Source organism: Rhizobium mulingense, from assembly GCF_029194105.1.
In the GTDB taxonomy this organism is placed as follows: Bacteria; Pseudomonadota; Alphaproteobacteria; order Rhizobiales; family Rhizobiaceae; genus Rhizobium; species Rhizobium mulingense.
In genome coordinates this window covers 164062-188314 of sequence record NZ_JARFVE010000006.1, presented here as the reverse complement: position 1 = coordinate 188314, position 24253 = coordinate 164062, and the positions used below count along the sequence as shown (strand labels likewise).

At 58.7% G+C, this 24253-nt stretch carries 23 protein-coding genes, 1 tRNA gene and 2 pseudogenes; 15 read left to right on the top strand and 11 right to left on the bottom strand.

Annotation, left to right across the window (positions count from 1 at the left end):
* The first annotated feature begins 220 nt into the window (after positions 1 to 220).
* The 4 genes from PYR71_RS15945 to PYR71_RS15930 are packed head-to-tail and all read left to right on the top strand — an operon-like array spanning position 221 to position 3388.
* Positions 221 to 1114 carry an intradiol ring-cleavage dioxygenase gene (locus PYR71_RS15945; RefSeq protein WP_275620030.1) on the top strand — a complete coding sequence of 298 codons (894 nt, stop codon included), beginning with the start codon at positions 221 to 223 and terminating at the stop codon, positions 1112 to 1114.
* Positions 1115 to 1135: 21 nt separating this feature from the next.
* Positions 1136 to 1918 (top strand): 2-oxo-hept-4-ene-1,7-dioate hydratase, encoded by a 783-nt coding sequence (gene hpaH / locus PYR71_RS15940; protein ID WP_275620029.1) that lies wholly within the window; start codon positions 1136 to 1138, stop codon positions 1916 to 1918.
* A 7-nt stretch (positions 1919 to 1925) separates the two neighbouring features.
* Positions 1926 to 2690, top strand: a complete 765-nt coding sequence (gene hpaI, locus PYR71_RS15935) for a 4-hydroxy-2-oxoheptanedioate aldolase (RefSeq protein WP_275620028.1) — start codon at positions 1926 to 1928, stop codon at positions 2688 to 2690.
* A gap of 11 nt (positions 2691 to 2701) precedes the next feature.
* Complete coding sequence (locus tag PYR71_RS15930; RefSeq protein ID WP_275620027.1) at positions 2702 to 3388, top strand: transporter substrate-binding domain-containing protein; 687 nt, start codon at positions 2702 to 2704, stop codon at positions 3386 to 3388.
* 95 nt (positions 3389 to 3483) lie between these two features.
* On the opposite strand, the gene clpA is transcribed toward PYR71_RS15930, so the two are convergent.
* From clpA to PYR71_RS15900, 6 genes are all read right to left on the bottom strand, one after another.
* Positions 3484 to 5973, bottom strand: a complete 2490-nt coding sequence (gene clpA / locus PYR71_RS15925) for an ATP-dependent Clp protease ATP-binding subunit ClpA (RefSeq protein WP_275620026.1) — start codon at positions 5971 to 5973, stop codon at positions 3484 to 3486.
* A 10-nt stretch (positions 5974 to 5983) separates the two neighbouring features.
* Complete coding sequence (gene clpS / locus PYR71_RS15920; RefSeq protein WP_008526939.1) at positions 5984 to 6337, bottom strand: ATP-dependent Clp protease adapter ClpS; 354 nt, start codon at positions 6335 to 6337, stop codon at positions 5984 to 5986.
* Between the two features lie 276 nt (positions 6338 to 6613).
* Positions 6614 to 6985 carry a phasin family protein gene (locus tag PYR71_RS15915; RefSeq protein WP_183915836.1) on the bottom strand — a complete coding sequence of 124 codons (372 nt, stop codon included), beginning with the start codon at positions 6983 to 6985 and terminating at the stop codon, positions 6614 to 6616.
* 271 nt (positions 6986 to 7256) lie between these two features.
* Positions 7257 to 7460 (bottom strand): DUF3126 family protein, encoded by a 204-nt coding sequence (locus PYR71_RS15910; protein WP_038688627.1) that lies wholly within the window; start codon positions 7458 to 7460, stop codon positions 7257 to 7259.
* Between the two features lie 139 nt (positions 7461 to 7599).
* The gene (cysE, locus tag PYR71_RS15905) at positions 7600 to 8433 is read right to left on the bottom strand and encodes a serine O-acetyltransferase (protein WP_275620025.1); all 834 of its coding nucleotides are present in this window, start codon (positions 8431 to 8433) and stop codon (positions 7600 to 7602) included.
* A 128-nt stretch (positions 8434 to 8561) separates the two neighbouring features.
* Positions 8562 to 9347: an alpha/beta fold hydrolase gene (locus PYR71_RS15900; RefSeq protein ID WP_275620024.1), complete on the bottom strand. Its 786-nt coding sequence runs from the start codon at positions 9345 to 9347 to the stop codon at positions 8562 to 8564.
* A 158-nt stretch (positions 9348 to 9505) separates the two neighbouring features.
* On the opposite strand from PYR71_RS15900, the gene PYR71_RS15895 reads away from it, so the two are divergent.
* Both PYR71_RS15895 and PYR71_RS15890 read left to right on the top strand, forming a co-directional pair.
* Positions 9506 to 9751, top strand: a complete 246-nt coding sequence (locus PYR71_RS15895) for a zinc-finger domain-containing protein (RefSeq protein WP_008526950.1) — start codon at positions 9506 to 9508, stop codon at positions 9749 to 9751.
* A 28-nt stretch (positions 9752 to 9779) separates the two neighbouring features.
* On the top strand, positions 9780 to 10928 hold the full coding sequence (locus PYR71_RS15890) for an FAD-dependent monooxygenase (RefSeq protein ID WP_275620023.1): 1149 nt from the start codon (positions 9780 to 9782) through the stop codon (positions 10926 to 10928).
* 36 nt (positions 10929 to 10964) lie between these two features.
* Here the strand turns inward: PYR71_RS15890 and PYR71_RS15885 are convergent, their stop codons facing one another.
* Positions 10965 to 12155, bottom strand: a complete 1191-nt coding sequence (locus PYR71_RS15885) for a cystathionine beta-lyase (protein ID WP_275620022.1) — start codon at positions 12153 to 12155, stop codon at positions 10965 to 10967.
* A gap of 352 nt (positions 12156 to 12507) precedes the next feature.
* Between PYR71_RS15885 and PYR71_RS15880 the strand changes: the two genes are divergently transcribed.
* The 4 genes from PYR71_RS15880 to PYR71_RS15865 all read left to right on the top strand — a co-directional run bounded on the left by PYR71_RS15880 (position 12508) and on the right by PYR71_RS15865 (position 16769).
* Positions 12508 to 13533 (top strand): amino acid ABC transporter substrate-binding protein, encoded by a 1026-nt coding sequence (locus PYR71_RS15880; protein ID WP_183915845.1) that lies wholly within the window; start codon positions 12508 to 12510, stop codon positions 13531 to 13533.
* A gap of 94 nt (positions 13534 to 13627) precedes the next feature.
* The gene (locus PYR71_RS15875; protein WP_275620021.1) at positions 13628 to 14830 is read left to right on the top strand and encodes an amino acid ABC transporter permease; all 1203 of its coding nucleotides are present in this window, start codon (positions 13628 to 13630) and stop codon (positions 14828 to 14830) included.
* Position 14831: 1 nt separating this feature from the next.
* The gene (locus tag PYR71_RS15870) at positions 14832 to 15977 is read left to right on the top strand and encodes an amino acid ABC transporter permease (protein WP_275620020.1); all 1146 of its coding nucleotides are present in this window, start codon (positions 14832 to 14834) and stop codon (positions 15975 to 15977) included.
* An 18-nt stretch (positions 15978 to 15995) separates the two neighbouring features.
* A complete protein-coding gene (locus tag PYR71_RS15865; RefSeq protein WP_183915851.1) occupies positions 15996 to 16769 on the top strand; it encodes an amino acid ABC transporter ATP-binding protein in 774 nt (257 codons plus the stop codon).
* A gap of 160 nt (positions 16770 to 16929) precedes the next feature.
* On the opposite strand, the pseudogene PYR71_RS15860 reads toward PYR71_RS15865, so the two are convergent.
* Positions 16930 to 17240 (bottom strand): annotated as a pseudogene (locus PYR71_RS15860) (hypothetical protein); the annotation flags it as partial.
* Between the two features lie 100 nt (positions 17241 to 17340).
* On the opposite strand from PYR71_RS15860, the gene PYR71_RS15855 reads away from it, so the two are divergent.
* The 5 genes from PYR71_RS15855 (at position 17341) to PYR71_RS15835 (ending at position 22049) form a co-directional block, all read left to right on the top strand.
* Complete coding sequence (locus tag PYR71_RS15855) at positions 17341 to 17784, top strand: DUF3597 domain-containing protein (protein ID WP_275620019.1); 444 nt, start codon at positions 17341 to 17343, stop codon at positions 17782 to 17784.
* 260 nt (positions 17785 to 18044) lie between these two features.
* The gene (locus tag PYR71_RS15850; RefSeq protein ID WP_275620018.1) at positions 18045 to 18356 is read left to right on the top strand and encodes a hypothetical protein; all 312 of its coding nucleotides are present in this window, start codon (positions 18045 to 18047) and stop codon (positions 18354 to 18356) included.
* 137 nt (positions 18357 to 18493) lie between these two features.
* Positions 18494 to 18826 carry a hypothetical protein gene (locus PYR71_RS15845; RefSeq protein WP_275620017.1) on the top strand — a complete coding sequence of 111 codons (333 nt, stop codon included), beginning with the start codon at positions 18494 to 18496 and terminating at the stop codon, positions 18824 to 18826.
* A gap of 164 nt (positions 18827 to 18990) precedes the next feature.
* Positions 18991 to 19443 (top strand): Imm50 family immunity protein, encoded by a 453-nt coding sequence (locus PYR71_RS15840; protein ID WP_275620016.1) that lies wholly within the window; start codon positions 18991 to 18993, stop codon positions 19441 to 19443.
* A gap of 773 nt (positions 19444 to 20216) precedes the next feature.
* Positions 20217 to 22049 (top strand): M10 family metallopeptidase C-terminal domain-containing protein, encoded by a 1833-nt coding sequence (locus PYR71_RS15835; protein ID WP_275620015.1) that lies wholly within the window; start codon positions 20217 to 20219, stop codon positions 22047 to 22049.
* Positions 22050 to 22596: 547 nt separating this feature from the next.
* On the opposite strand, the pseudogene PYR71_RS15830 reads toward PYR71_RS15835, so the two are convergent.
* From PYR71_RS15830 to PYR71_RS15820, 3 genes and pseudogenes are all read right to left on the bottom strand, one after another.
* Positions 22597 to 22707 (bottom strand): annotated as a pseudogene (locus tag PYR71_RS15830) (IS66 family transposase); the annotation flags it as partial.
* 515 nt (positions 22708 to 23222) lie between these two features.
* Positions 23223 to 23299: transfer RNA gene (locus tag PYR71_RS15825), tRNA-Arg, on the bottom strand.
* Positions 23300 to 23356: 57 nt separating this feature from the next.
* Positions 23357 to 23662 carry an ETC complex I subunit gene (locus tag PYR71_RS15820; protein WP_010004800.1) on the bottom strand — a complete coding sequence of 102 codons (306 nt, stop codon included), beginning with the start codon at positions 23660 to 23662 and terminating at the stop codon, positions 23357 to 23359.
* Between the last annotated feature and the right edge of the window lie 591 nt (positions 23663 to 24253).

The window sequence follows — 24253 nt, the reverse complement described above, 5'->3', positions numbered from 1 at the left end:
GATGATCGATATAATAAACGATTATTTATGTCAACTTGTCCGCAGAGAAGGTGACTTATTTTTCTGGGAATGCACCAGTTTAAAACTTTTTTCCGTTAAAAATCAATTCTTTAATTCTGTATTTGCAGTAGAAAAAGCAGGAGGTACGCTTGATGCGCCTTCGCTTAGCTTGACAAATAATCGATTATTTTGATACTCCGCGCTATGAGGAGGTGTCAGCATGCCAATCAGAACTGAGAGCGAGGTGACGCCTGCGGTCGTCGCTGTGATGAACCGCACCGAAGATCCCAGACTGCGTGAAATACTCGTCGCAATGGTGAAGCATCTCCACGCATTCGTACGGGAGGTCAGGCTTTCGGAAGCCGAATTCCGGGAGGCCACGGCGGTCCTCAACGAAATTGGCCAATTGCAGACTGACAGTCACAACGAGTTTGTGCTGATGGCGGGGTCGCTCGGGGTCTCTTCGCTCGTCTGCCTGCTCAACAACGGCGACATGGGACAGACAGAGACGTCGCAATCGTTGCTCGGGCCATTCTGGCGGCTTAACTCACCGCGAGTCGAGAACGGCGGAACCATCATCCGGTCCGAGACCCCGGGCACGCCTTTGTTCGTCCATGCGAAGGTGATCGATCGGGAGGGCAAGCCTGTAGCAGGCGCCGAGGTCGACGTGTGGCATGCGTCGCCTGTCGGCCTTTATGAGAACCAGGATCCCGATCAGGCGGAAATGAATCTGCGGGGGAAGCTCACTACGGACGAGGAAGGTCGTTTCTGGTTCAGAACGGTCAAGATGGTTGGCTACCCGATTCCCGTCGACGGCGTCGTGGGTCGCCTTCTCAAGGCGCAAGGCCGTCACCCCTATCGACCCGCCCATCTGCACGCGCTCATCTTCAAACCCGGGTACAAGACACTCATCTCCCAGGTCTTCGACCCGAGCGATCCAAATATCGACTCCGATGTACAGTTTGGCGTGACCGCGGCCTTGACCGGCGAATTCGTCCACCATGAGGAGCCGCACCCGACCGACGCTGACGTCGCAGGGCCGTGGTTCTCGCTCGATTACACATACGTTATGGAGCCGGGCGAGGCCGCCCTGCCACGCCCTCCCATCAAATAACAAAACCAGCAGAGCCAAATCATGATCACGGAAAATGAACGCCAGGAGGCAGCTGATGCGCTGCTGAGGGCCGAAGTCGAACGCAAGCCAGTCATCCAGCCAAGCAGGACATATCCGAACCTAGAACTCGAAGACGCCTACAAGATACAAGCGCTCTGGGCGCAGGCGCGAATTGCGAAAGGTGCACGGATCGTCGGCCACAAGATCGGACTGACGTCGCGGGCAATGCAGATGGCCTCGAAGATGACGGAGCCCGATTACGGCGTCATTCTCGACGACGCTCTCTTCAATGATGGAGCGCAGATCAAAGCGGATCTGTTCATCAAGCCTCGTCTCGAAGTCGAACTCGCATTCGTAATGGGCGAGGATCTTGAAGGTCCAAGCACCCGTATCTATGACGTCATGAGGGCGACCGAATTTGTCGTTCCCGCTCTCGAAATCATCGACTATCGAACCGAAGTGCCAAGAGCGATCACCGACACGATCGCCGACAACGCGGCTTTCGGAGCGATCGTCGTGGGTGGTCGTATCGTTCGGCCGATGGATGTCGATATCCGGTGGGTCGGCGCGACGCTTTCGAAAAATGGCGTCATCGAGGAGTCGGGCGTTTCCGCAGCCATCATGGGGCATCCGGCCGCCGGAATCGCATGGCTCGTGAACAAGCTTCATGCTGTCGGAGGCGGCTTGAAGAAGGGCCAGATCGTTCTTGCCGGTTCGTTCACCCGCCCCGTGGATATCGCCAAGGGCGATGTCATCCACGCTGATTACGGGCCGGTCGGCTCCATCGGCGTTTCGTTCGTGTGAGGTGGCAATGGAACTCCCCGTCAATCACTTTAAGCGGAAGCTTATGGCTGGGCAAAGCCAGATCGGTCTATGGTGCGGCCTTCCGGGAAGCTACGCAGCAGAAATCGTGGCGCCGGCAGGCTTCGACTGGTTGCTGTTCGATACCGAGCACTCTCCTAGCGACGTCCTCACCGTCCTGCCCCAATTGCAGGCGGTCGCGCCCTACAGCGTTTCTCCCGTCGTGCGCCCTGCCTTCAACGACCCTGTGCTGATCAAGCGGTTCCTGGACATCGGCGTGCAGACGCTGCTCGTTCCGTATGTGCAGAATGAAGAGGAGGCGATGGCGGCCGTAGCAGCTATACGGTATCCGCCCCGCGGGATTCGCGGTGTCTCCGCCTTGACGCGTGCCACACGCTTCGGGCGCGTTTCGAACTACGCACAGATCGCGGAGCAGGAGATATGCCTGCTTCTTCAAATCGAGACCCGGGAAGCGCTCGATCATCTCGAGTCCATCGCTGCTGTCGATGGAGTGGACGGCATCTTCATCGGCCCGGCTGATCTCGCGGCGAGCTTTGGCCATCGTGGTCAACCGGGCCACCCTGAAGTGGTTGTGGCTATCGAGGACGCGATAATGCGCTTGAAGGCGCTTGGAAAGCCGACGGGCATACTCACCCCCGACGAGAAGTTCGCATCCCGCTGCATTTCGCTCGGGACGTTGTTTACCGCAGTCGGTGTAGATGTCGCCCTACTCGCAAGAGGATCCGAAGCGCTCGCGGCCAGGTTCGCATCTTAGGGAGTTCGAAGATGTCGACGCGGAAGCAGATTTTGGCTGAGATAGCGCCGACCGGCCCTATCAGGGCCGCCATCAATATGTCAAATGCGGCGTTGGTCCGATGGAACGATAAGGCGGGCGCCCTGGTCGGTCCGAGCGCCCAGATAGCCCACAAGATTGCCGAACAATTGAATTGCGGCCTCTCTCTAATCCAGTACGGCTCGGCTGCCGACATACTTGCGAATGCAGACGGCGGCGAATGGGACATCGCTTTCATTGCCTCGGATCCATCAAGAGCCGACCGCTTCTCCTTCTCACCTCCGTACATCTCCGTCAAAGCGACCTATCTCGTGCCTGACAGTTCGTCCTTCCGGCGTGTCCAAGATGTTGACATCGAAGGAGTCCAGATCGCCTCTGCAAGGAGTGCAGCCTATACGAAGCAGCTCGAACGAATCCTTCAAAGAGCTTCAGTCTCCCACACTGATAGCCCTGCAACGGCCATCAATCTGCTTGTCGGAGCGCAGTGCGCTGCGGCTGCTGGACTGACCGAATATCTCATCCAAACTTCGGAACGAATTTCAGGCTTCCGGCTCGTGGAGGGAACATTCTCCGAAATCCCTCAGACGATCGCCGTGCACAAAAGATCCGTTCATGCCTCAGCTTTTTTCGCAGATTTTGTACGCCATTTACATTGCGCTCCATATGATCGTGGCGTGTGAGCGAATGCGCTCCGTGCGCTTGTAGCTAGCAATACAAAGCGAAAAATCAAAAAGGCCGCGGATGACGCGGCCTTTTCCAATTCAATGACAAGATCTCATTTCTTGCGCGGAACCTTCGGAACCGCGCTTCCCTTTTTCGGAGCGTCGCGGACCTCGGGCTCGGCCCGCGGGATTGTCTTGGCGCGGGTCTTGCGGGCCGTCTTCGTCTTCAGTTCCCCGTCGCCCTCGTCATCGGCTTCGGGATGCACGACTTCGGCTTCCGGCTTCGGCTTGATCGGCGCCGTATCCGGTATGGCTTCCAGCATGATGCCGGGCTTGCCGTCTTCCTTGGGACCGACGGTGACGTTGACGACGCCGCCCTTCTTCAGCTTGCCGAAGAGGATTTCGTTGGCAAGCGGCTTCTTGATGGTGTCCTGGATCACGCGGGCAAGCGGGCGGGCGCCCATCTTCTCGTCGTAACCCTTTTCCGCCAGCCAGGCGATCGCGTCCTCATGCAGGTCGAAGGTGACGTTCCGTTCGGAAAGCTGAGCCTCCAGCTGCATGATGAACTTCTGTACGACCTTGTGAATGACAGCCGTCGGCAGCGCCGCGAAGGGAATGATCGCGTCGAGACGGTTGCGAAACTCCGGCGTGAACAGACGGGTCAGCGCCTCTTCGTCCTCGCCCGTGCGCTTGGACGAGCCGAAGCCGATCGCGGCCTTGGCCATTTCGGACGCGCCCGCATTGGTGGTCATGATCAGGATGACGTTGCGGAAGTCGATCTTCTTGCCGTTATGGTCGGTCAGCGTGCCATGGTCCATGACCTGCAGCAGGATGTTGTAGATATCAGGGTGCGCCTTTTCGATTTCGTCGAGCAGGACCACGCAATGCGGGTGCTGGTCGACGCCATCTGTGAGAAGACCGCCCTGATCGAAACCAACATAGCCGGGAGGTGCGCCGAGCAGACGCGAGACTGTATGCCGCTCCATATATTCCGACATGTCGAAGCGCAGAAGCTCGACGCCGAGCGACGACGCCAGCTGCTTTGCAACCTCGGTCTTGCCGACGCCGGTCGGACCGGAGAAAACATAGGAGCCGATCGGCTTGTTCGGCTCGCGCAGGCCGGCACGCGCCAGCTTTATCGAGGTTGAAAGGGCTTCGATCGCGATATCCTGGCCATAGACGACCGAGCGCAGTTCCTGCTCGAGATTGGCGAGCACCGCTTCGTCGTCCTTGGAAACGGTCTTCGGCGGGATGCGTGCCATAGTGGCGATCGTCGCCTCGATCTCTTTTTCGGTGATCAGCTTGCGGCGCTTCGACGGCGGCAGCAGCATCTGGGCCGCACCGGTTTCGTCGATCACGTCGATCGCCTTGTCCGGCAGCTTGCGGTCGGAGATGTAGCGGGCCGAGAGTTCGACGGCCGATTTGATGGCGTCGTTCGAATAACGCAGGTGATGATACTCTTCGAAATAGGGCTTCAGGCCCTTCATGATCTCGATCGCATCGTTGATCGACGGCTCGCTGACGTCGATCTTCTGGAAACGACGCACCAGCGCCCGGTCCTTCTCGAAGAACTGGCGATATTCCTTGTAGGTGGTCGAGCCGATGCAGCGGATCGCGCCCGATGACAGCGCCGGCTTCAGCAGGTTCGACGCATCCATCGCCCCGCCCGAAGTGGCGCCGGCGCCGATCACCGTGTGGATCTCGTCGATGAACAGCACCGCACCCGGATATTCTTCCAGCTCCTTGACGACCTGCTTCAGGCGCTCCTCGAAATCGCCGCGGTAGCGCGTGCCGGCGAGCAGCGTGCCCATGTCGAGCGAGAAGATCGTCGCATCGGCAAGCGCCTCTGGCACCTTGCCCTCGACGATCCGCTTGGCCAAGCCTTCGGCAATCGCCGTCTTGCCGACGCCGGGATCACCGACATACAGCGGATTGTTCTTCGAACGACGGCAGAGGATCTGGATGGTACGGCTCACCTCGGCGTGACGGCCGATCAGCGGATCGATCTTCCCGCCCTTGGCCTTCTCGTTGAGATTGACGCAATAGGCCTTGAGCGCATCCTGCTGCTTCTTGGGGCCGCCCTCTTCCTCGCCGCCGCGTGCCGTGGGCTTGCTCTCGGCTTCCTCTTCGGCGCCGCGCGGAGGGCGGGCCTCAGAGGCGCCCGGGCGCTTGCCAATGCCATGAGAGATATAGTTGACGGCATCGTAGCGGGTCATCTCCTGCTCCTGCAGGAAATAGGCGGCATGGCTTTCGCGCTCGGCGAAAATTGCGACGAGCACGTTAGCGCCGGTCACCTCTTCACGCCCGGAAGACTGCACATGGATGACAGCGCGTTGGATGACGCGCTGGAAACCGGAGGTCGGCTTCGAATCCTCGTCATATCCGGTGATCAGATTGGAAAGTTCGTTATCGACATATTCGACGAGCGTCTTGCGCAGCGCGTCGAGATCGACGTTGCAGGCACCCATGACCGCGGCCGCATCGGCATCGTCGATCAGGGCGAGCAGCAGATGCTCGAGCGTCGCATATTCGTGATGCCGCTCGTTGGCAAAGGTCAGTGCCTGATGGAGCGCCTTCTCTAAACTAGGCGAAAATGTTGGCACGTTCAGATCCTCACTTCTTTTCCATGACGCATTGCAGCGGATGCTGGTGCTGCCGGGCGAAGTCCATCACCTGGCTGACCTTCGTTTCCGCTACCTCGTATGTGAATATTCCGCATTCGCCGACGCCGTGATTGTGGACATGGAGCATGATGCGGGTGGCACTTTCACGATCCTTCTGAAAAAAACGCTCCAGAATGTGAATGACGAATTCCATCGGTGTGTAGTCGTCATTCAGAAGCAGCACGCGATAGAGATTGGGCTTCTTGGTCTTCGGCTTGGTGCGTGTGATGACCGAGGTTCCGCGATTTCCGTTGTCCCCGTTCCTTTCGCTGTCGTTCTGCATCCGGATCGGCTTTGCGATCATTGTCATTCATTCCTCGATCAATCCGGCGGAGCATGGGAGGGTGCTTTTCCCGCCGAATATCTGAAACACTAACTTAGTTCATAATAGGCCGATTTTAAGCCCCCTGTCAGACACTGCAATCAAGAAATGCCGGCATGCACGGGAAAGACCAAAAAAGTCCCCGGGCCGATCCAAGCGGACGCTGTGGCGAAGATGGAAACAAAAAAGACCGGCTACAGATGCGTAGCCGGCCCCGGTATTTCAATATGTCGCGCAGGTTGCGCCGTCGCAATCAACTCATGCGGCAGCAGGCGTTGCCTGCGGCGCCTGCCTGCCCGTCTTGGCGACGGCAGCGGCGATTGGAGCCTCGTAAGGCTTGTAGGCGGACTTGGCGAGATCGGCGTACATTTCGCCGAGCTTGGTCGCTTCGGAGACAAAGCTCTCATAGCTGGACTTGACGTAGCTGGTCTGCAGTTCGAACACCGCCTCGAAGCTCTTCGCCCCGGCCAGCGTTTCGAAATGCGTCACCGCATCCTGAAAGGATTTCTTCGAATATTCAGCAGCTTCGGCGGCGATTGCCTGAAAGCCCCTCGCCGTATCGGTATAGGTTCTCAGCGCCGTATCGACGGCCTCCTTGCTCTTCCTGTTTGCATCGTCAAAGTTGAACATGACCGTCCTCCGTTGGGCTGTGGGATGGCGGCAGGGTAGCCGCAACGCACAAATAGTCAAGTAGTCTTGTGCGACGCAAAACAACCCATAGGTTGCATGACAATAATAAAACAAAGGCCGCGGGCCGGGGCACGTACGTCTTTAACTGTTTTTGCTAATATATATCAGATAGGTGCAACCACAGATTTTAAAAAAATTTGTTTTAGAATCAAAAAAACAAAAAAACCGGGCGGAATGCGCCGCCCGGTCCTCTTGAAACGTTCGAGCCCGATCAAAGATCAACGTCGAGGATCGCCATCGAAAAGTTGTAGGAGCGGTCGCCGTCCTCGTCATCGATATAGACGACGCCCAGAAATTCTTCGCCGAGATAGACTTCCGCAGAATCATTCTTGCGCGGACGCGCCTTGACGATCATCTGCGGGTTGAACATGCGCTTGAAATAGGCGTCGAGCTTCTTGATTTCTTCAGGCTTCACTCTGTCATCTCCGTAAGCGGTCTTGATTGGCCGCTTCTTGCACAGGAAAAGCAGCGGTGTAAAGGCGGGCTGCTGCTTGGGCAGTGGCTGTTCCCGCTCGGTTCCTGCCGCCTTTTCCTATCCTTTTTCCAACAGGCGCTCAGATATCGGCGCCGATCACCTGGTCCATATTGCGCGATGGTTCGGAACAACCGGCCTCGCCAACGACCTTGGCAGGCACACCGGCAACCGTCTTATTCGGCGGCACTGCTTTGAGGACGACGGAACCGGCGGCGACGCGCGAGCAGAAGCCGATTTCGATGTTGCCGAGGATCTTCGCGCCGGCGCCGATCATGACGCCGCTGCCGATCTTCGGATGGCGGTCAGCGCCCTCCTTGCCGGTGCCGCCGAGCGTGACGCCATGCAGGATCGAGACATTGTCGCCGACAACAGCCGTTTCACCGATCACGAGACCGGTGGCATGATCGAGGAAGATACCCTTGCCGATACGGGCGGCCGGATTGATATCGGTCTGGAAGACGCTGGACGAGCGGCTTTGCAGATAGAGGGCAAAGTCACGCCTGCCGCGGTTCAGCAGCCAATGGGCCAGACGATGCGTCTGCAGCGCATGGAAGCCCTTGAAATAGAGCACCGCCTCCATGAAGCGCAGGCAAGCGGGATCGCGGTCATAGACCGCCTGGATATCGACGCGCAGGATCGAGCTCCATTCCGGCCAATCGGCGAGCATTTCCTCGAAGGTCTGGCGCAGGAGGATCGCCTGCATGTCGGGATGATCGAGGCGTTCGCAGATGCGGTGAATGACGCATTCTTCGAGCGAACGGTGATTGATCACCGTCGAATAGAGAAAGGCGGCGAGAACCGGATCCGTTTCGGCGGCAGTGCGGGCTTCCTCGCGCAGGCTGTCCCAGATGGGATCCATCATTTTCAATGGATGGCCTGTTTCAAAAGCACGAATGTCTGTCTTGGCGACCATCGCCGCTCTCCTCGTTACCAACAGGAATGCCGTTTTCGCAATGCCAGTATATAGTGGAAAACGCCAATAACATAAATGGGTGCCGTCACCACGGTTTTTTAGAACGGTTTTTCGGCATCACGATGATGTCAGCCCTCGGCGACCCTTGCGTAGAAGGCCAGCACCGCCTGCTTGAAAACCCTGTCGCCGACGGCGAGCATATGATCGCGGCCGGGAATGTCGAGCGCCTCGGCCTCGGGCATCAGTGCCGCCAGCTGCTGCGGCGAGCCGGCGATATCGTCCTTGGTGCCGACGCCGATCAACGCCGGCATATCGAGTCTGGCCATATCGGAGCGGGCGACGAGATCGCGCGATCCGCGAATGCAGGCGGCGAGCGCAGTGCGATCGCTTTTTGTCTGTTCGGCGAAGGCGCGGAACATGCGGCCCCGCTCATGCGTCACGACGTCCAGTGAGGGAGCCAGCAGCGCATCGGCGATCGGGTCCCAGTCGCCGACGCCGTCGGTCATGCCGATGCCGAGACCGCCGAGCACCAGCGATCGGACGCGATGCGGATTGGCGAGCGCGGCAAAGACGGAAATGCGCGCGCCCATCGAATACCCCATGAGGTTGGCTTCGGCGATGCCGAGATGGTCGAGCAGGGCGATCGCATCGGCGGCCATCACCCATGGACGATAGGCTTCGGAATCATGCGGCTTGTCGCTCGCGCCATGGCCGCGATTGTCGATGGCGATCACCCGGTAGCCGCCATCGCCGAGCGTCTTCAGCCACCCCGGATGCACCCAGTTGACGTTTGCCGTCGAGGCAAAGCCGTGAATCAGCAGGACAGGCACACCGGAGGGATCGCCTTCGTCGAAAAAGGCGAACCGCAATCCGTCATGGGTGAAGCTTGAAAAAACTGGAGTGTTCAGGTTCATCGGGTCTTCCTTTTTGGCGCGACCATAATTGAGCCGCCCGCCAGCGTGAAGCCAAAAACCGTGGCTGAAAACTGTGCCTGCCGCGGCGCTTTGGCTCTACACATTTGCGGCGAAGGCTTATAAGGTTCGCGCAAATTTGAAAGCATTCGGAGAGCGACATGGCCGGCCACAACATTCCTCACTTCCAGAACGACGGCGGTCATCGCGTCATCGAAGTCGGTGTCAAGGAATTCATGTGCACGGGCGCTTCGGCTCCCTTCGATCACCCGCACATCTTCATCGACATGGGCGACGACAACGAGAAGGTCTGCTCCTATTGCTCGACGCTCTATCGCTTCAATTCTTCCCTTAAGCCCAGCCAGACCAATCCGGCCGGCTGCGTTTTCCATGTGAAGGCGGCATAACCCGACCAGAATCCGGAACGGACTGGCAATGCCCGTCGATCATGCCGTCATCATCGGCGCCGGAATTGCCGGGCTGACGGCTGCGCTGTCGCTTTCGCGCCGGGGCATCAGCTCGGAGATTTTCGAGCAGGCGGACGAACTCACCGAAGTCGGCGCCGGATTGCAGCTTTCGCCGAATGCCTCCCGCATTCTTGCCGGGCTCGGCATTCTGGACACGCTTTCGAGGATCTGGCTCGAACCGGAGAGCATCCGACTGATTTCGGGCAGTTCGCTGCGCCAGCTTGCGGCGGTGCCGGCAGGCAAATTCGCGCGGCAGCGCTGGGGCGCGCCCTATGGCGTCCTGCATCGCACCACGCTGCAGAAAGCGCTGCTCGCCGCGGTCGAAGCCGAGCCGCTCTGCCGGCTTCATCTCGGCATGCGCATGGAAGCGGGTCCGCCACCTTCCGAACGGCCGGCCGATGTCGTGATCGGCGCCGACGGCGTCTGGTCGAAGCTGCGGCAATCTATTGCGGACAGCCCCTCGCCGCGTTTTTCCGGCAATATCGCCTACCGCTTCACCATTGCCGAGGATGAAGCGCCCGGTTTCCTCGATCGGACTAGCGTTTCCGCTTTCCTCGGCGGGTCGGCGCATCTGGTCAGCTATCCGCTGAAGGAGACCGGCAGCTTCAACATGGTGGCAATCACCGACGGCAACATTGCGCCGCAGGCCTGGCAAAGCGAGCCGACGGCAGAGCAGCGCGCGCAGCTGCGATCACGTCTTGCCGGCTGGAACGCGGCCATCGTCTCGCTGCTCGAAAGACAGCGGAAGCTGACTTTCTGGCCGCTGTTCGAAACCACGTCAGGCGCGTGGCAGGACGGCAGGGCGGTTCTGATCGGCGACGCCGCTCACGCGATGATGCCCTTTGCGGCCCAGGGCGCGGCGATGGCAATCGAAGATGCCTACGAACTTGCCGCTTGTCTTTCGGATCGTCCCGTGACCGAAGCGCTGGCGCATTTCGAAAGGCATCGCGCGCCGCGCATCGCCAAGCTTCGCCAGCGCGGCGCCTTCAACCGGTTTGCCTATCATGCGAGAGGGCCGATCCGGATCGGCCGCGATCTCGTTCTCGGGCTGAAGCCGCCGCAGAGCCTGGCGGCGGATCTCGACTGGATCTATGGCTATCGCGCCATGCGGCCATAGAGCGCCGCAAGCGACAGCGGCGCTCCACGCCTCCCCTCAGACGGCGCTTGCCGCTGCAAAGCCGCGTTCGACATCGGCCTTGAGGTCGGCCACATCCTCGATACCGATCTGCAGGCGGATGACCGCACCGTCGGTCGGGGCCTTGGCGACCCTGCGGTCGTTGAGATAGGCGTGCAAAGCGAGGCTTTCGAAGCCGCCCCAGGAATAGCCGAGGCCGAAGATCCGCAGTGCATCTAGGAAGGCATGCGCCTTTGCCCTGGATTGCTCGGGATCATCGGCGGCAAGCACGAAGGAAAAGATGCCGCTGGCCCCCTTGAAATCGCGCTTCCAGAGATGATGGGAGGGGAAGCTCGGCAGCGCCGGATGCAGCACCCGCGCGACATCCTCCCTGCCCTCCAGCCATTCGGCGATAGCAAGCGCGCTTTCATAATGACGCTCGAGGCGCAGCCCCATGGTGCGCAATCCGCGCAAGATCTGATAGGCATCATCGGGCGCGCCGCAGATGCCGAGCGCGCCGTTCGCCTCCTTCAGACGCTCCCAATGCTCGGCATTGGCCGACACCGTCCCGAGCAGAATGTCGGAATGGCCGGACGGATATTTCGTCGCCGCGTGGATGGAGATGTCGACGCCATGATCGAGCGGCCGGAAGTAAAGCGGCGTCGCCCAGGTATTGTCCATCATGACGACGGCGCCGTGGCGGTGGGCAACCGCCGAGATAGCCGGAATATCCTGCATCTCGAAGGTGTTGGAGCCCGGAGCCTCGGTGTGCACGATCTTCGTGTTCGGCCGGAACAGCGCCTCTATGCCGGCGCCGATCAATGGGTCGTAATATTCCACCTCGACGCCGAGGCGCTTCAGCATCGTGTCGCAGAAATGGCGGGTCGGACCGTAAACCGAATCGACGACCAGGGCATGGTCGCCGGCGGCAACGAAACCCAGGAACGGAATGGTGACGGCCGCAAGCCCCGAGGGAACGAGGATGGTGCCGGCCGAACCTTCGAGCGCGTCGATCGCCTCGCAGAGCGCATCCGTCGTCGGCGTGCCGCGGGTCCCGTAGGTGTATTTCTGGGAACGCGTCTCCATCGTCCGGGCATTCGGAAACAGCACCGTCGAGGCATGCACGACCGGCGGATTGACGAAACCGTGATAGTCGAAGGGATCGTTGCCGATATGGCTCAGGCGGGTGTTGATGCCGGCATTCTGCAGCAAGCTGTCTTTGTCTTTCATGTCGGGAATAGCCTTTGGCAAGGGACGCGAAAGCGAGACTTTTGGACGCCCTGCCACCTCCGGTCAACCCCTTGGGACCTTGGGCGGATTCCATCGAAAAGTATGATTTTCGCGTTATTTTTCCGCAATCGGACGCCCATTTCCTGACCAGCCGCCCATGAATGCGGCGCAATTGACCAAATTTCTGAATTTTGCCGCAATTATTGATGGCGACACTTGACCATAGTGACATTTGCGACTGTGATAGACCCACTCGCGCCGGGAGGGTGTCGAGGCGATTGGGGAGGCCGACGCAACGTTCGGGCGCACTCCCCACAAGATAAAGATAAGACAATGGAAAAAGGTTGGGAAAATGAAGAATAAGCTCCTGTCCACCGCCATCGGCGCAGCGGTTTTGGCACTTGGCGCATCGGCAGCCTCGGCCACCACTCTCGGTGACGTCAAGGCGAAGGGTTTCGTACAATGCGGCGTCAATACCGGCCTGGCCGGCTTTGCCGCACCCGACGCTTCCGGCAATTGGGCCGGTTTCGACGTCGATTTCTGCAAGGCCGTCGCTTCCGCCGTTTTCGGCGACCCCACGAAGGTGAAGTTCACCCCCCTCAGCGCCGCCAACCGCTTCCCGGCGCTTCAGTCCGGTGAAATCGACGTTCTGGCCCGCAATACGACCTGGTCGATCAATCGCGACACTGCTCTCGGGCTGAACTTCCGCTTCGTCAACTATTATGATGGCCAGGGCTTCATGGTTCGCAAGAGCCTGAACGTGAAGTCGGCGCTCGAGCTCTCCGGCGCATCGGTCTGCGTCCAGTCCGGCACGACCACCGAGCTCAACCTTGCCGATTACTTCAAGGCCAATAACCTTCAGTACAATCCTGTCGTCTTCGAAAAGCTGGACGAGGTTAACGCCGCCTATGATGCCGGTCGCTGCGACGTCTACACGACCGACCAGTCCGGCCTCTATTCGCTGCGTCTGACCCTGAAGAACCCCGACGAGCATGCGATCCTTCCGGAAATCATCTCCAAGGAGCCGCTCGCGCCGGCTGTTCGCCAGGGTGACGACCAGTGGTTCGATATCGTCAGCTGGGTCGGCTATGCCATGATCAATGCTGAAGAGTTCGGCATCACTCAGGCGAATGTCGACGACATGAAGAATTCGCCGAACCCCGACATCAAGCGCTTCCTCGGCGTCGAGGCCGACACCAAGATCGGCACCGATCTGGGTCTCACCAACGAATGGGCATACAATATCGTCAAGAACGTCGGCAATTACGGCGAAGTCTTCGAGCGCAATATCGGCCAGGGCAGCCCGCTCAAGATTGCACGCGGCCTTAACGCCCTGTGGAACAAGGGCGGCATCCAGTACGCTCCGCCGGTTCGCTGACCGGCCGCGCAGGAAAGCCGGAAAGGCGGGCAACCGCCTTTCCTCCTCCAATAAAAAAGCTCCGAAAAGGAGCATAATGGGGAATTGGCCAAGCATGACGCATCAGGCTTTGGATTCAACACGTTTATCCAGAAGCGGCTGGAGCTTTCAGTCCGCCCTCTACGACCCGACAATTCGGGGCATTTTCTTCCAGGTTCTCACCATCGTCCTCCTGGTCGTCTTCGTCTGGTGGGTCGCGCACAACACTGCCGTGAATCTGGCGCGCGCCAACATCGCGTCGGGCTTCGGCTTTCTGAACGGCCGTGCCGGCTTCGAGGTCGGTCAGTCGCTGATCGCCTATTCGAGCGATTCGACCTACGGCCGCGCGCTGCTTGTCGGCCTTCTGAACACGCTGCTGATCGCCGTTACCGGCATCATCACCGCCACCATCATCGGCTTCATCATCGGTATTGGCCGCCTGTCGCGGAACTGGCTGATTGCCAAGCTGTGCACGGTCTATGTGGAAGTTTTTCGCAATATTCCGCCGCTGCTGGTGATCTTCTTCTGGTATTCGGGCGTTCTGGCGGTTCTGCCGAATGCGCGCGAGTCGCTGCATCTGCCGCTCGGATCCTATCTGAACAATCGCGGCCTTGCCTTTCCCAAGCCGATTTTCGGTGAGGGTTTCTGGCTCGTCCTCGTCGCCTTCGTCATTGCGATCATCGCCGTCATCGCGACGGCCCGATGGGCGCATCGCCGGCAGGCGGCCACTGGTCAGCCGTTCCACACGATCTGGGCTTCGATCGGCCTGCTGATCGGCCTGCCGCTGATCGCCTTCCTGCTCGCAGGCGCGCCGCTTTCCTTCGACTATCCGATCGTGGGTAAATTCAACCTCACCGGCGGCTCCGTCGTCGGGCCTGAGTTCATGTCGCTCTTCCTGGCGCTTTCCTTCTACACCGCAGCCTTCATCGCCGAGATCGTGCGTGCGGGCATTCGCGGCGTGGCGAGGGGACAAACGGAAGCGGCAGGCGCACTTGGGCTTCATCCCTCGTCGATCACCCGGCTGGTTGTCATTCCGCAGGCTTTCCGCATCATCATTCCGCCGCTGAGCAGCCAGTATCTCAATCTAACCAAGAACTCATCGTTGGCGATCGCCATCGGTTTTGCCGATCTCGTCGCCGTCGGCAGCACGACGTTGAACCAGACCGGTCAGGCCATTGAGGTGATCCTCATCTGGATGGTCGTTTACCTCGCGCTCAGTATCGTGACTTCGCTGTTCATGAACTGGTTCAATGCCAAGATGGCGCTGGTGGAGAGGTAAGATGAGCAACAGTTTCGTCAGAACGGCCATACTCGCGCCGGAGCCGCCTCCACCGGGAGAAAAGGGCGCGGTCGCCTGGGTTCGCCGCAATCTGCTTGCGACGCCGAAAGACATCGTTCTTACCATCGTGGCGCTGGTCTTTTTCTCCTGGGCAATGCTCCACGCGATCGACTGGCTTTTCGTGCAGGCTGTCTGGAGCGGCCCAGACCGCACCTTCTGTGCCACTGCCGTGCAGGGCGGAATCCAGCCAGACGGCTGGAACGGTGCATGCTGGGCCTTCGTCAATGCCAAATTCGACCAGTTCATTTTTGGACGTTACCCGCTTGACGAGCGCTGGCGCCCGACGCTGGTCGGTATTCTTTTCGTACTCCTGTTGGTGCCGATGCTCATCCCTTCGGCGCCGCGCAAAGGCGCCAATGCCCTCCTGCTCTTCGGCGTGCTGCCGATTGTTTCCTTCTTTCTGCTTTACGGCGGATTTGGCCTGGAAATCGTCGAGACCCCACTCTGGGGTGGGCTGCTGGTGACGCTGGTGCTCTCTTTCGTCGGCATCGCCGTCTCCTTCCCGCTCGGCATCATCCTGGCGCTCGGAAGGCGCTCGCAGATGCCGGTCATCCGCACCTTCTGCGTCGTTTTCATCGAAGTCGTCCGGGGCGTGCCGCTGATTACGGTCCTGTTCATGGCGAGCGTCATGCTGCCGCTTTTCCTGCCGGCCGGCTGGACGGTAGACAAGCTCTTGCGCGCGATCATCGGGGTATCGATCTTCGCCTCCGCCTATATGGCGGAAGTCATCCGCGGCGGCCTGCAGGCCATTCCCAAGGGTCAGTTCGAGGGGGCGGATTCGCTCGGGTTGGGCTACTGGCAGAAGATGCGGTTGGTTATCATGCCGCAGGCAATCAAGCTGGTGATCCCCGGCATCGTCAACACCTTCATCGGCATGTTCAAGGACACCTCGCTGGTGTCGATCATCAGCATGTTCGATCTTCTCGGCATCGTTCGCCTCAATTTCGTCGATCCGAACTGGGCAACCGCGGTAACGCCGCTCACGGGGTTGATATTCGCCGGATTCGCCTTCTGGCTTTTCTGCTTCGGCATGTCGCGCTATTCAGCATTCATCGAACGTCACCTCGACACCGGCCACAAACGATAAGAATGAGGGAAAACAATCATGGCTGAAGCTCCAGCTAAAAAGCTCACCGTTTCCGCAACGGAAGTGGCGATCGAAATTATCAACATGAACAAGTGGTACGGCGATTTCCACGTGCTGCGCGACATCAACCTGAAGGTCATGCGCGGCGAACGCATCGTCATCGCCGGCCCGTCGGGTTCGGGCAAGTCGACGATGATCCGCTGCATCAACCGGCTGGAAGAACATCAGAAGGGGCAGATCATCGTCGACGGCACCGAGCTCACCAACGATCTGAAGAAGATCGACGAAGTCAGGCGCGAAGTCGGGATGGTGTTCCAGCACTTCAACCTCTTTCCGCATCTGACGATCCTCGAAAACTGCACGCTGGCGCCGATCTGGGTGCGCAAGATGCCGAAGAGGCAGGCGGAAGAGATCGCCATGCACTTCCTGAAGCGCGTCAAGATCCCCGAACAGGCCAACAAATATCCCGGGCAGCTTTCCGGCGGCCAACAGCAGCGCGTGGCGATCGCCCGGTCACTCTGCATGAACCCGAAAATCATGCTGTTCGACGAGCCGACCTCGGCGCTCGACCCCGAGATGATCAAGGAAGTGCTCGACACCATGGTGGGGCTTGCCGAGGAAGGCATGACCATGCTTTGCGTCACGCATGAAATGGGCTTTGCCCGCCAGGTCGCCAACCGCGTCATCTTCATGGATCAGGGGCAGATCGTCGAACAGAATTCGCCGGCGGAATTCTTCGACAATCCGCAGCACGAACGCACCAAGCTGTTCCTGAGCCAGATCCTGCACTGACCGAAACGCCAAAGCGCGTCGCATCAAATTGATTCATGCGACGCGCTTTAGCTCTTTGTTTTATGCATGTCGTTGTCCCGGAACCGCTCCACACTTCCGAGCGACAGGCATAATTTGTTTAAGACCCGCCGCGCCCTTGGGTTCGACGGGTCTTTCATGTTCAGCGGGAGACCGTCGCCTGCAACAGACTACAGAGACCGGCAAGACCGGAATCGCCACCGCCTGACGCGGAGAGATCGACACAACGCGCGATCATCTTGCGCTGTTCTTCGACGGGCCTGCTGCGGAAGAGTTCCACGATACGCGCCTCGGAGGTGTTGAGGGTGCCGTATGCCGCGGATCTGTTGCCGCCTTGGTCCTCCGCCCCGCCGAGGGCGAGATTGGCATGGACCCGGCTGCCGCGTCCGATCGAAGCCATGGCATTGGCGTCATTCCATCGGAACCGCCGAGCCGGGCATTGACGTCTGCCGACGATTGAACCTGCGAAAATAGCTTCTCTTTCGTCTGGATAAGTCCGTCCGGAATTCCATGTTTCAGCATGTTCTCATTTAGTGAAACTGGAGATTCAAGGATGGGCATTTTCGACAAGATCAAACATGCAATCTTCGGAGAAGCAAAAGCAGCCGAACCGGCCGCAGCCGGCGCGCCAAAGACGCCGCCCGCCCAGGCTCCCGTTTCGCCGTCGGCAGCGCCCAATCCGGCGCCTACGGCCTCCCCCGCTCAGAGCAAACCGCCCAGCGCCCCAGCCACAGCCGCCGCGGTCGATATCGTCCCTATCCTCGACGCCGCTGTCAAAAAGAGCGGCCAGAAACTCGATTGGCGTCACTCGATCGTCGACCTGATGAAAGCCGTCGGGATGGATGCGAGCCTGGCCGAGCGCAAGGAACTTGCCGCCGAACTCGGCTATACCGGCGACACCAACGATTCCGCGAAAATGAATATGTGGCTGCACAAGGCGCTGATGAAGCGGCTTTCGGAAAATGGCGGCAAGGTGCCGGCCGATCTCCTGGATTGAGCCACCGAGAGGAGGGATGACTGCCGCGACGCTGCGGCGGTCGTCATCCGGCCAGACCTGGAACAGGATGATTTTAGGCCGGGTCGGCCTAAATCCGAATCTTCTTCTAAAATAAAGAGTTAAAGCATCATGTCGTCCGAAAATCGCTCGCACTTTTCGGCATCATGCTCTAGCAGTGCTCCCCTCTTGCCCGCAGGCGTTGAAACAAATAACCTCCCGTTCGATTACTTCGATGATCGATCAAGGGAGAATTAAATCCAATGAGATTGATGGCAGTCGTTGGCGTTGCACTTGGCCTGGGCTGTATTTCGGCCGCAGAATCTCCTTCAAACTATCAATCCTATAGCGGCGTTCGGGTCGATACGGATCCCGTCCTCCTGGCTCGATACGACAAGGCACTCCGCTGGTGCGTTCCGGAAGCGGGTTCATGGCGACGCGGCTCGCCGGATCCACAAAGCCTGCATTACAACGCGGCGCTCAGAAACTGCCTTTACAGACGCGGCTTCGTCGACCGAGGCGTCTACGCCTACCCCATTGCCAAGGTTTACTTCGATCATTTCCTGGATCGCTGAAAAGAACTTTCGGCTAACAGCGATTTATTCCACCTTTCGGCATTCCATAGGGTTTGAGCTGTAGTCTTTCGCGCGCCGCACGAATCGAAATAGATATCCGACGCCTATCGGTGGGCAATTAAGCGGATATTATTTAAATGCGCGCTCATGCCGTAACAATGATGGTTGCCGCGGGTCTTCTGACCGCCTGCGTCCCTACGCGTCAGGACTACGATGCCTACGTCACACTGCTGCAGGGCAGCGCAAGGGCAAGAAGTGAAGCGGTGAAAGACTGCGCGAAGGGATTCGATGCAAGCGGACGTCGCGGCGCTGGGCTTGTGACAAACGTTTCGGACAAAGACGCTCCGCGGGTTGCATGCGAGCGATTTGTTGCCGACGTTGTTTCCGGCCGCATTACCTATGACGATGTCGTCGACGTCAAACAACGCCGCTTTACTCCGAAGATCATCAAAATTTTCCAAGGTCGCTAAACAAGATCGCGCGACGCGCTTGCGGCCTCGAGCTCGCAAGCCGTCGACAACTCATCCGAGCGAAGCCGCCCAGAAAGCGACGGACATCGTGCACTCGGAGCCGATTGTCACACCGTCTGAGATTGCTATCGTGCGGCAGCACCGAATGACGTGTGAGGTCAGAGATGATCTACGAGAAGATAGCAGGAGGTCCGGAACTGCTGGCCTGGTTCGGACAGAACCCGACCTTTCATGACGCGGCAATTCTGAGCCTCTCGCTCAATCGCACTGGGGCCAGCGAGTTGATGATTCACGGCTGGATCGACACCGATGCTGTTGATCAAGATGGATACCGGATCCTTGACAAGCATGCAGTCGTCACTTTCGCCTTCGAAGATATTATGGACCTGCAGTTGGACGGCTTCAGCCACCAGAACGTGATCAATGGTCTCATCCTCCGCTACGCAACGGATCGCGGTCGAGCTGGCTACTATGCCCTTCCAAAAAGGACCGGAAGACATCGAAATCGAGCTCCGACCCTGTTACGGCCTGGCTACATCAGCGCGAAGAAAGTCACCGTTACGTTCCGTCCGGGGCGGCCTGCTGACGACGGACTAACTGCCGCACCGGTCCCTTGAGGAAATCTTTGTTTCTCGACTTTGTCCCAACTCCTAACCTGATCTGGCGCTTCTCCTGTGACATCAGTCGGCAACGGGTTGGGCGGTGAGCAATTAACCGAGTGATGCGAGTGCTGCGGTTCATGCTGCAATGTTGACGATCGATCCAAAGCGATCGCCTGCTCTGCGGATAGCTGGGAATTGGCTCAGCCCCGCTCGAGTGAGTGGCTAGCGCGGTTCCCTGCGGCATGCCTGCAGCAGCTTTCCGAGTATCTCGATCGTTGTATCGGGCTCATCACGAGAGGATTGCCTTAGCGGCAATTCCCTTGATCGGGGGGCATTTTAAAGTTCGAGGTGTGGGCGATTCTATGATCATGCGCCTCCCCTACCATGTCGATAAGTATCACTTTTGAGGGCGAATCTGCCCAAAAAGCCTAGATTCACAAAAAAATGCAGATTCGGCCTTTGGCCGGAGGAATCCGCTCGCACTCATCAAATTTTCGTAATGTTTTCAATCCGAGCATGCCGCTGTAGTTGCAGAAAGAATAATTCGCGGTGTGCGTGATAGAAATACTGCCACAATTTCAGCGACTCAAAATTCCGCAAATATTTCAAAATGTAACTCCGGAGTGATCGGGACATTATGGCAGCAATATGGCCATACTTCTCAAGTACTTACTGTCGCGATGCTGTTGCACTTCCCCGGGATGACGTCCTATAACCCCCGCCGTAACGGCTAATTAGCTAGAAAATATTAACTGACAAACACAACGTCAGAGTTGAGGAACAGGACTATGACAACATACTACGTATCGGCGAGCAGCAGCGGCGGCAACGGCAGTGCCACTTCTCCCTTTCACACGATCGGTCAGGCGATGGCGGCTGACCTTAAGCCAGGCGACGAGGTCGTGGTGCGCGCGGGCGTCTATAATGAGTCGGTGAACATGTACAAGGATGGATCCGCGGCCGGCTACATTACCTTGCGGTCGGAGGTACCGGGTGGAGCGGTGATACACTCAGCATCGGGCGGCGCAAATGGTATCAACATCACTGCGAACTATGTGGCGGTCGAGGGCTTCGAGGTCTACGGGAGCGATTCGCACGGCATTGTTGGTGAGGGCGTCCACCATGTGAAGATCGCCAATAACGTTTCCCACGACAACGGTGCGTCCGGCATCGCCTTCGCCAGATCCGACTTCATCACGATCGAAGGGAACGAGACTTACAAAAATGCGAGTGCCGGCTGGTTTTCAGGCATCTCTCTCTACGAGAACCGGAATATCACCGGGGCGCCGGACGATGGGACCTTCCGCAACATCATCCGGAACAACATCTCGCACGATAACGTCACGAAGACGGGTGCGCACACCGATGGCAACGGCATCATCATCGACGATTTCCAGAGCACGCAGACGAGCGGTCATCCGAACTACACGTTTAAGACCCTGGTCGACAACAACCTCGTCTATGAGAACGGCAGCAAAGGCATCCAAGTTACCTGGAGCGACTCCGTCACGGTGAAAAACAACACCGCATACCACAACAACCAGGACCTGCTGAACGACGGCACCTGGCGCGGCGAGCTCAGCAACGCGCAGTCGAGCAACAACACCTGGGTCAACAACGTGGCCGTAGCGGACCCATCGGTCAATAAGAACAACACTGCGGTCGACAACACGTCGTACGGCGGCTACACCAACGCCAACGTCGTCTGGGCCAACAACATGACCTACAACGGCACGGCCGGCCAGGCATCGGTCAAGACCGACGGCGGCAACGCGATGCCGAGCACGGCGAACGGCAACAAGCTCGGCGTCGACCCGCATTTCGTGGGGGCATCGAGCGGCGACTTCCACCTCGCCTCCGGCTCGGCGGCAATCGACAGCGGAACCGTCAAGTACGGCGTCGACTCGGTCGATCTGGACGGCGACGCTCGCGTCGTTGGAACTGTCGATATGGGTGCCTATGAATCGGGCTCCTCACCGGTATCGGGAACGCCAAGCACCCCGACGCAGCCGGCAGCGCCAACCACGCCGACAGCGCCAACCGCGCCGACAGCACCAACCGCGCCGACAGCGCCGACAGCGCCGACAGAGCCGACCACGCCGACGCAACCGACAACGCCGACCACATCGACGAAGGTATACACCGGCACCGAGGGTAACGACTACCTGCCACACACCGGTCAGTCCAACGGCGGCAACGAAACCTACAAGGGTCTCGGCGGCAATGACGTGTTGAAGGGCGGCGCCGGCTCGGACGTCCTCATCGGTGGTGCCGGAAGGGACATCATGAGCGGTGGCACCAGCTCGGATACCTTTACCTTCAAGGCACCAACGGAGACCGGGTCCGGCTGGAGCCGCGACCTCATCACCGACTTCCAGCATGGCGTCGATAAGATCGATCTCTCCGCGATCGACGCGAATGGCTCTGCGCAGGGCGATGCAGCCTTCCATTTCCAGGCGCAGGAGAATGCCTTGTTCGACAAGAAGGCTGGCGCGCTTGCGTGGCACTACGAGGACGACCATACCGTTATCCAGGCCGATTTGAACGGCGACGGTGTTCATGACTTCGAGATTCAGCTGCAGGGCCACGTCCAGCTGGGGGCAGGCGATTTTCTCCTCTAACTAATACCCGTTGTGGCGGTCATCCGATCGCCACAACAATCCGGAAATATGTCGACGGCGGAGTAAAATCCGCCACACGGCGCGCAAACTTCGTTACTTCAGCGCGTGGTTGAGCAAGCTGGGAGGGCATAGCCCGAGCGGCGACCCCATCCACGCGCTGTAATTTTTCGACGGGTGTCAGCCGGCCTTCCCGGTGCCGCTTTACGCGAGGCGATAGCGGCGCTGTTCATCTCGAGGAAAGCTGCTGATCGCCGACGAAGCCCACTGCTCAGCGAGATGAGAAAGGGCGGCCGTTCGCTGCACGATCGGACTCAATCTTTCAAGCTGTGGGACGCCGGCCCGCCCCCATACGCGGGATTGTCCTGACGGCGGCCTAGATGTCAGCGCCGCGCAGTTCCGGGTCGATGGCCCTCGACGATGATATCGAAGAGGCAATCCGAAACTTTTGCAGCGAGCTGTGCTGACGCGAGAAGACGCCATCAGGTATATCGTCCGCGAGTGGATGGAGAAGGATACCTATCTGGGTCCACATGCTCGACGAGGATCGCAAGGCGTTGGCCTTGGCTCCGTCGACGGTATCGCTGAACAGCCAACTCTTTCTGCCTGTGGCAAAAACGCGGATGTCACGTTCCAGAATGTTGTTATCGATCGGCATCATGCTATCGCTGGCAAATCCGCATAACCACGACTAATGCTGCCGGTTGTTTATCCTTCATCCCTGATTTCGCGCCAGATAAAAAATCTTAACAATGGGTTCTTAAGCACGAATTCTCTATTGGCTTTATCCTTTCGAACTTCCGGCCACGACCGTGAAGATAAATAGCTCATAAGGCCCGGCGCGAACAGTACGGCAGGAATAACCCAAAGAATATCGTATGCATACCTGACGAACCCGTGCATATATTTCACACCCCCACTGAATATTCCAAGGGCAAGCACGCCTAATAAACAGAGGATGAAGCCTACCAGACAGATAATACTTACGCGCTTTGTCAGCCCACCCTCCAAAGAAAACAGTGCTCAGCATGGGGGCCTGCGAGTTCATGGCCGATCAATGTCAAAGCGACTGCGCCCATTTCGGTGCCGGATGCATGTTAGAAGCTAACCCCTCAAAACAACTCGGATGAGGGGTTTACGGGGGAAATCACGTAAAAACAAATAATTGAAAAGTGGTGGCGACCCCTGCAGGAATCGAACCTGCGACAACCTGCTTAGAAGGCAGGTGCTCTATCCAGCTGAGCTAAGGGGCCGTCTGCTGGCCGCGTTTACGAAGCGCGACCGGATGCGGCATATGTGGACGAGAAATCTCAATGCGTCCAGGGCTGCGTGCGGGTATAGCGGAAATTATCCGGATAGGCCACGACTTGGCGCGCCGGGTCCTTCGGGGCGATGACGCGATATTCGATGCCGTTGCGCTGGGCATAGGCTTCGGCAAGCGCCTGCGTTTCGAAGGTGAGTTTTACCTGCTGGCGCATATCGCCCGAGGAGGTGTAGCCCATGATTGGATCGATCTTGCGGGGGGACTCCTGATCGAATTCAAGCACCCAGAGATGGGTCTTGGCCTTGCCGGACTGCATGGCGGTCTTAGCAGGACGATAGATCTTGGCAGGCATGACTGCGGCATCTCCGAATATGCGGGGACAGCGCCCGCCTTTCATGGTCTCAATCCCGTCGCCGGGCCTCGCTTCGTCGCCAAGGATGGCGCGAAGAGATGAATTTTGCTTATCTGCGAATCCCTGCCTTTTCAAGAAAAAAGGCGGTGCGCGACGCGCTGCCGCTCCCATGCCGACAATGAGGCGATGCCGCCGATACGGATATCGGCGGACAGCGCCGCCGCGGATATTCTTCTGATTTCGGCCGAGTTGCGCAATATTACCGATTGTCTCATGTTGTGATCGCAACTCGATTGCCGCGGCCGGCCCTCCGCAGTAATTACAGCTCAATAAATTTCAGTGGATTTGCACTCATGACGAGACGTCCGGCGGAGCTCAATGCCATAGTGATAGGGGCTGCCATTACGGCTTTCTTCTACCTTGCCATCAGCTACGCTCAATATATCGGCCTTCTCGAACACGGCTGAGGCAGCCTCCCCCTGGCCGTCGAGCCGCGCCCAGCAGAGCCGACTTGCGGCCCATCAAGATTTTTCCGTATGCATCGAGATATCGCGCGCGAATCTTCGGCCGGAGCTGGATTTATGGGTTGCG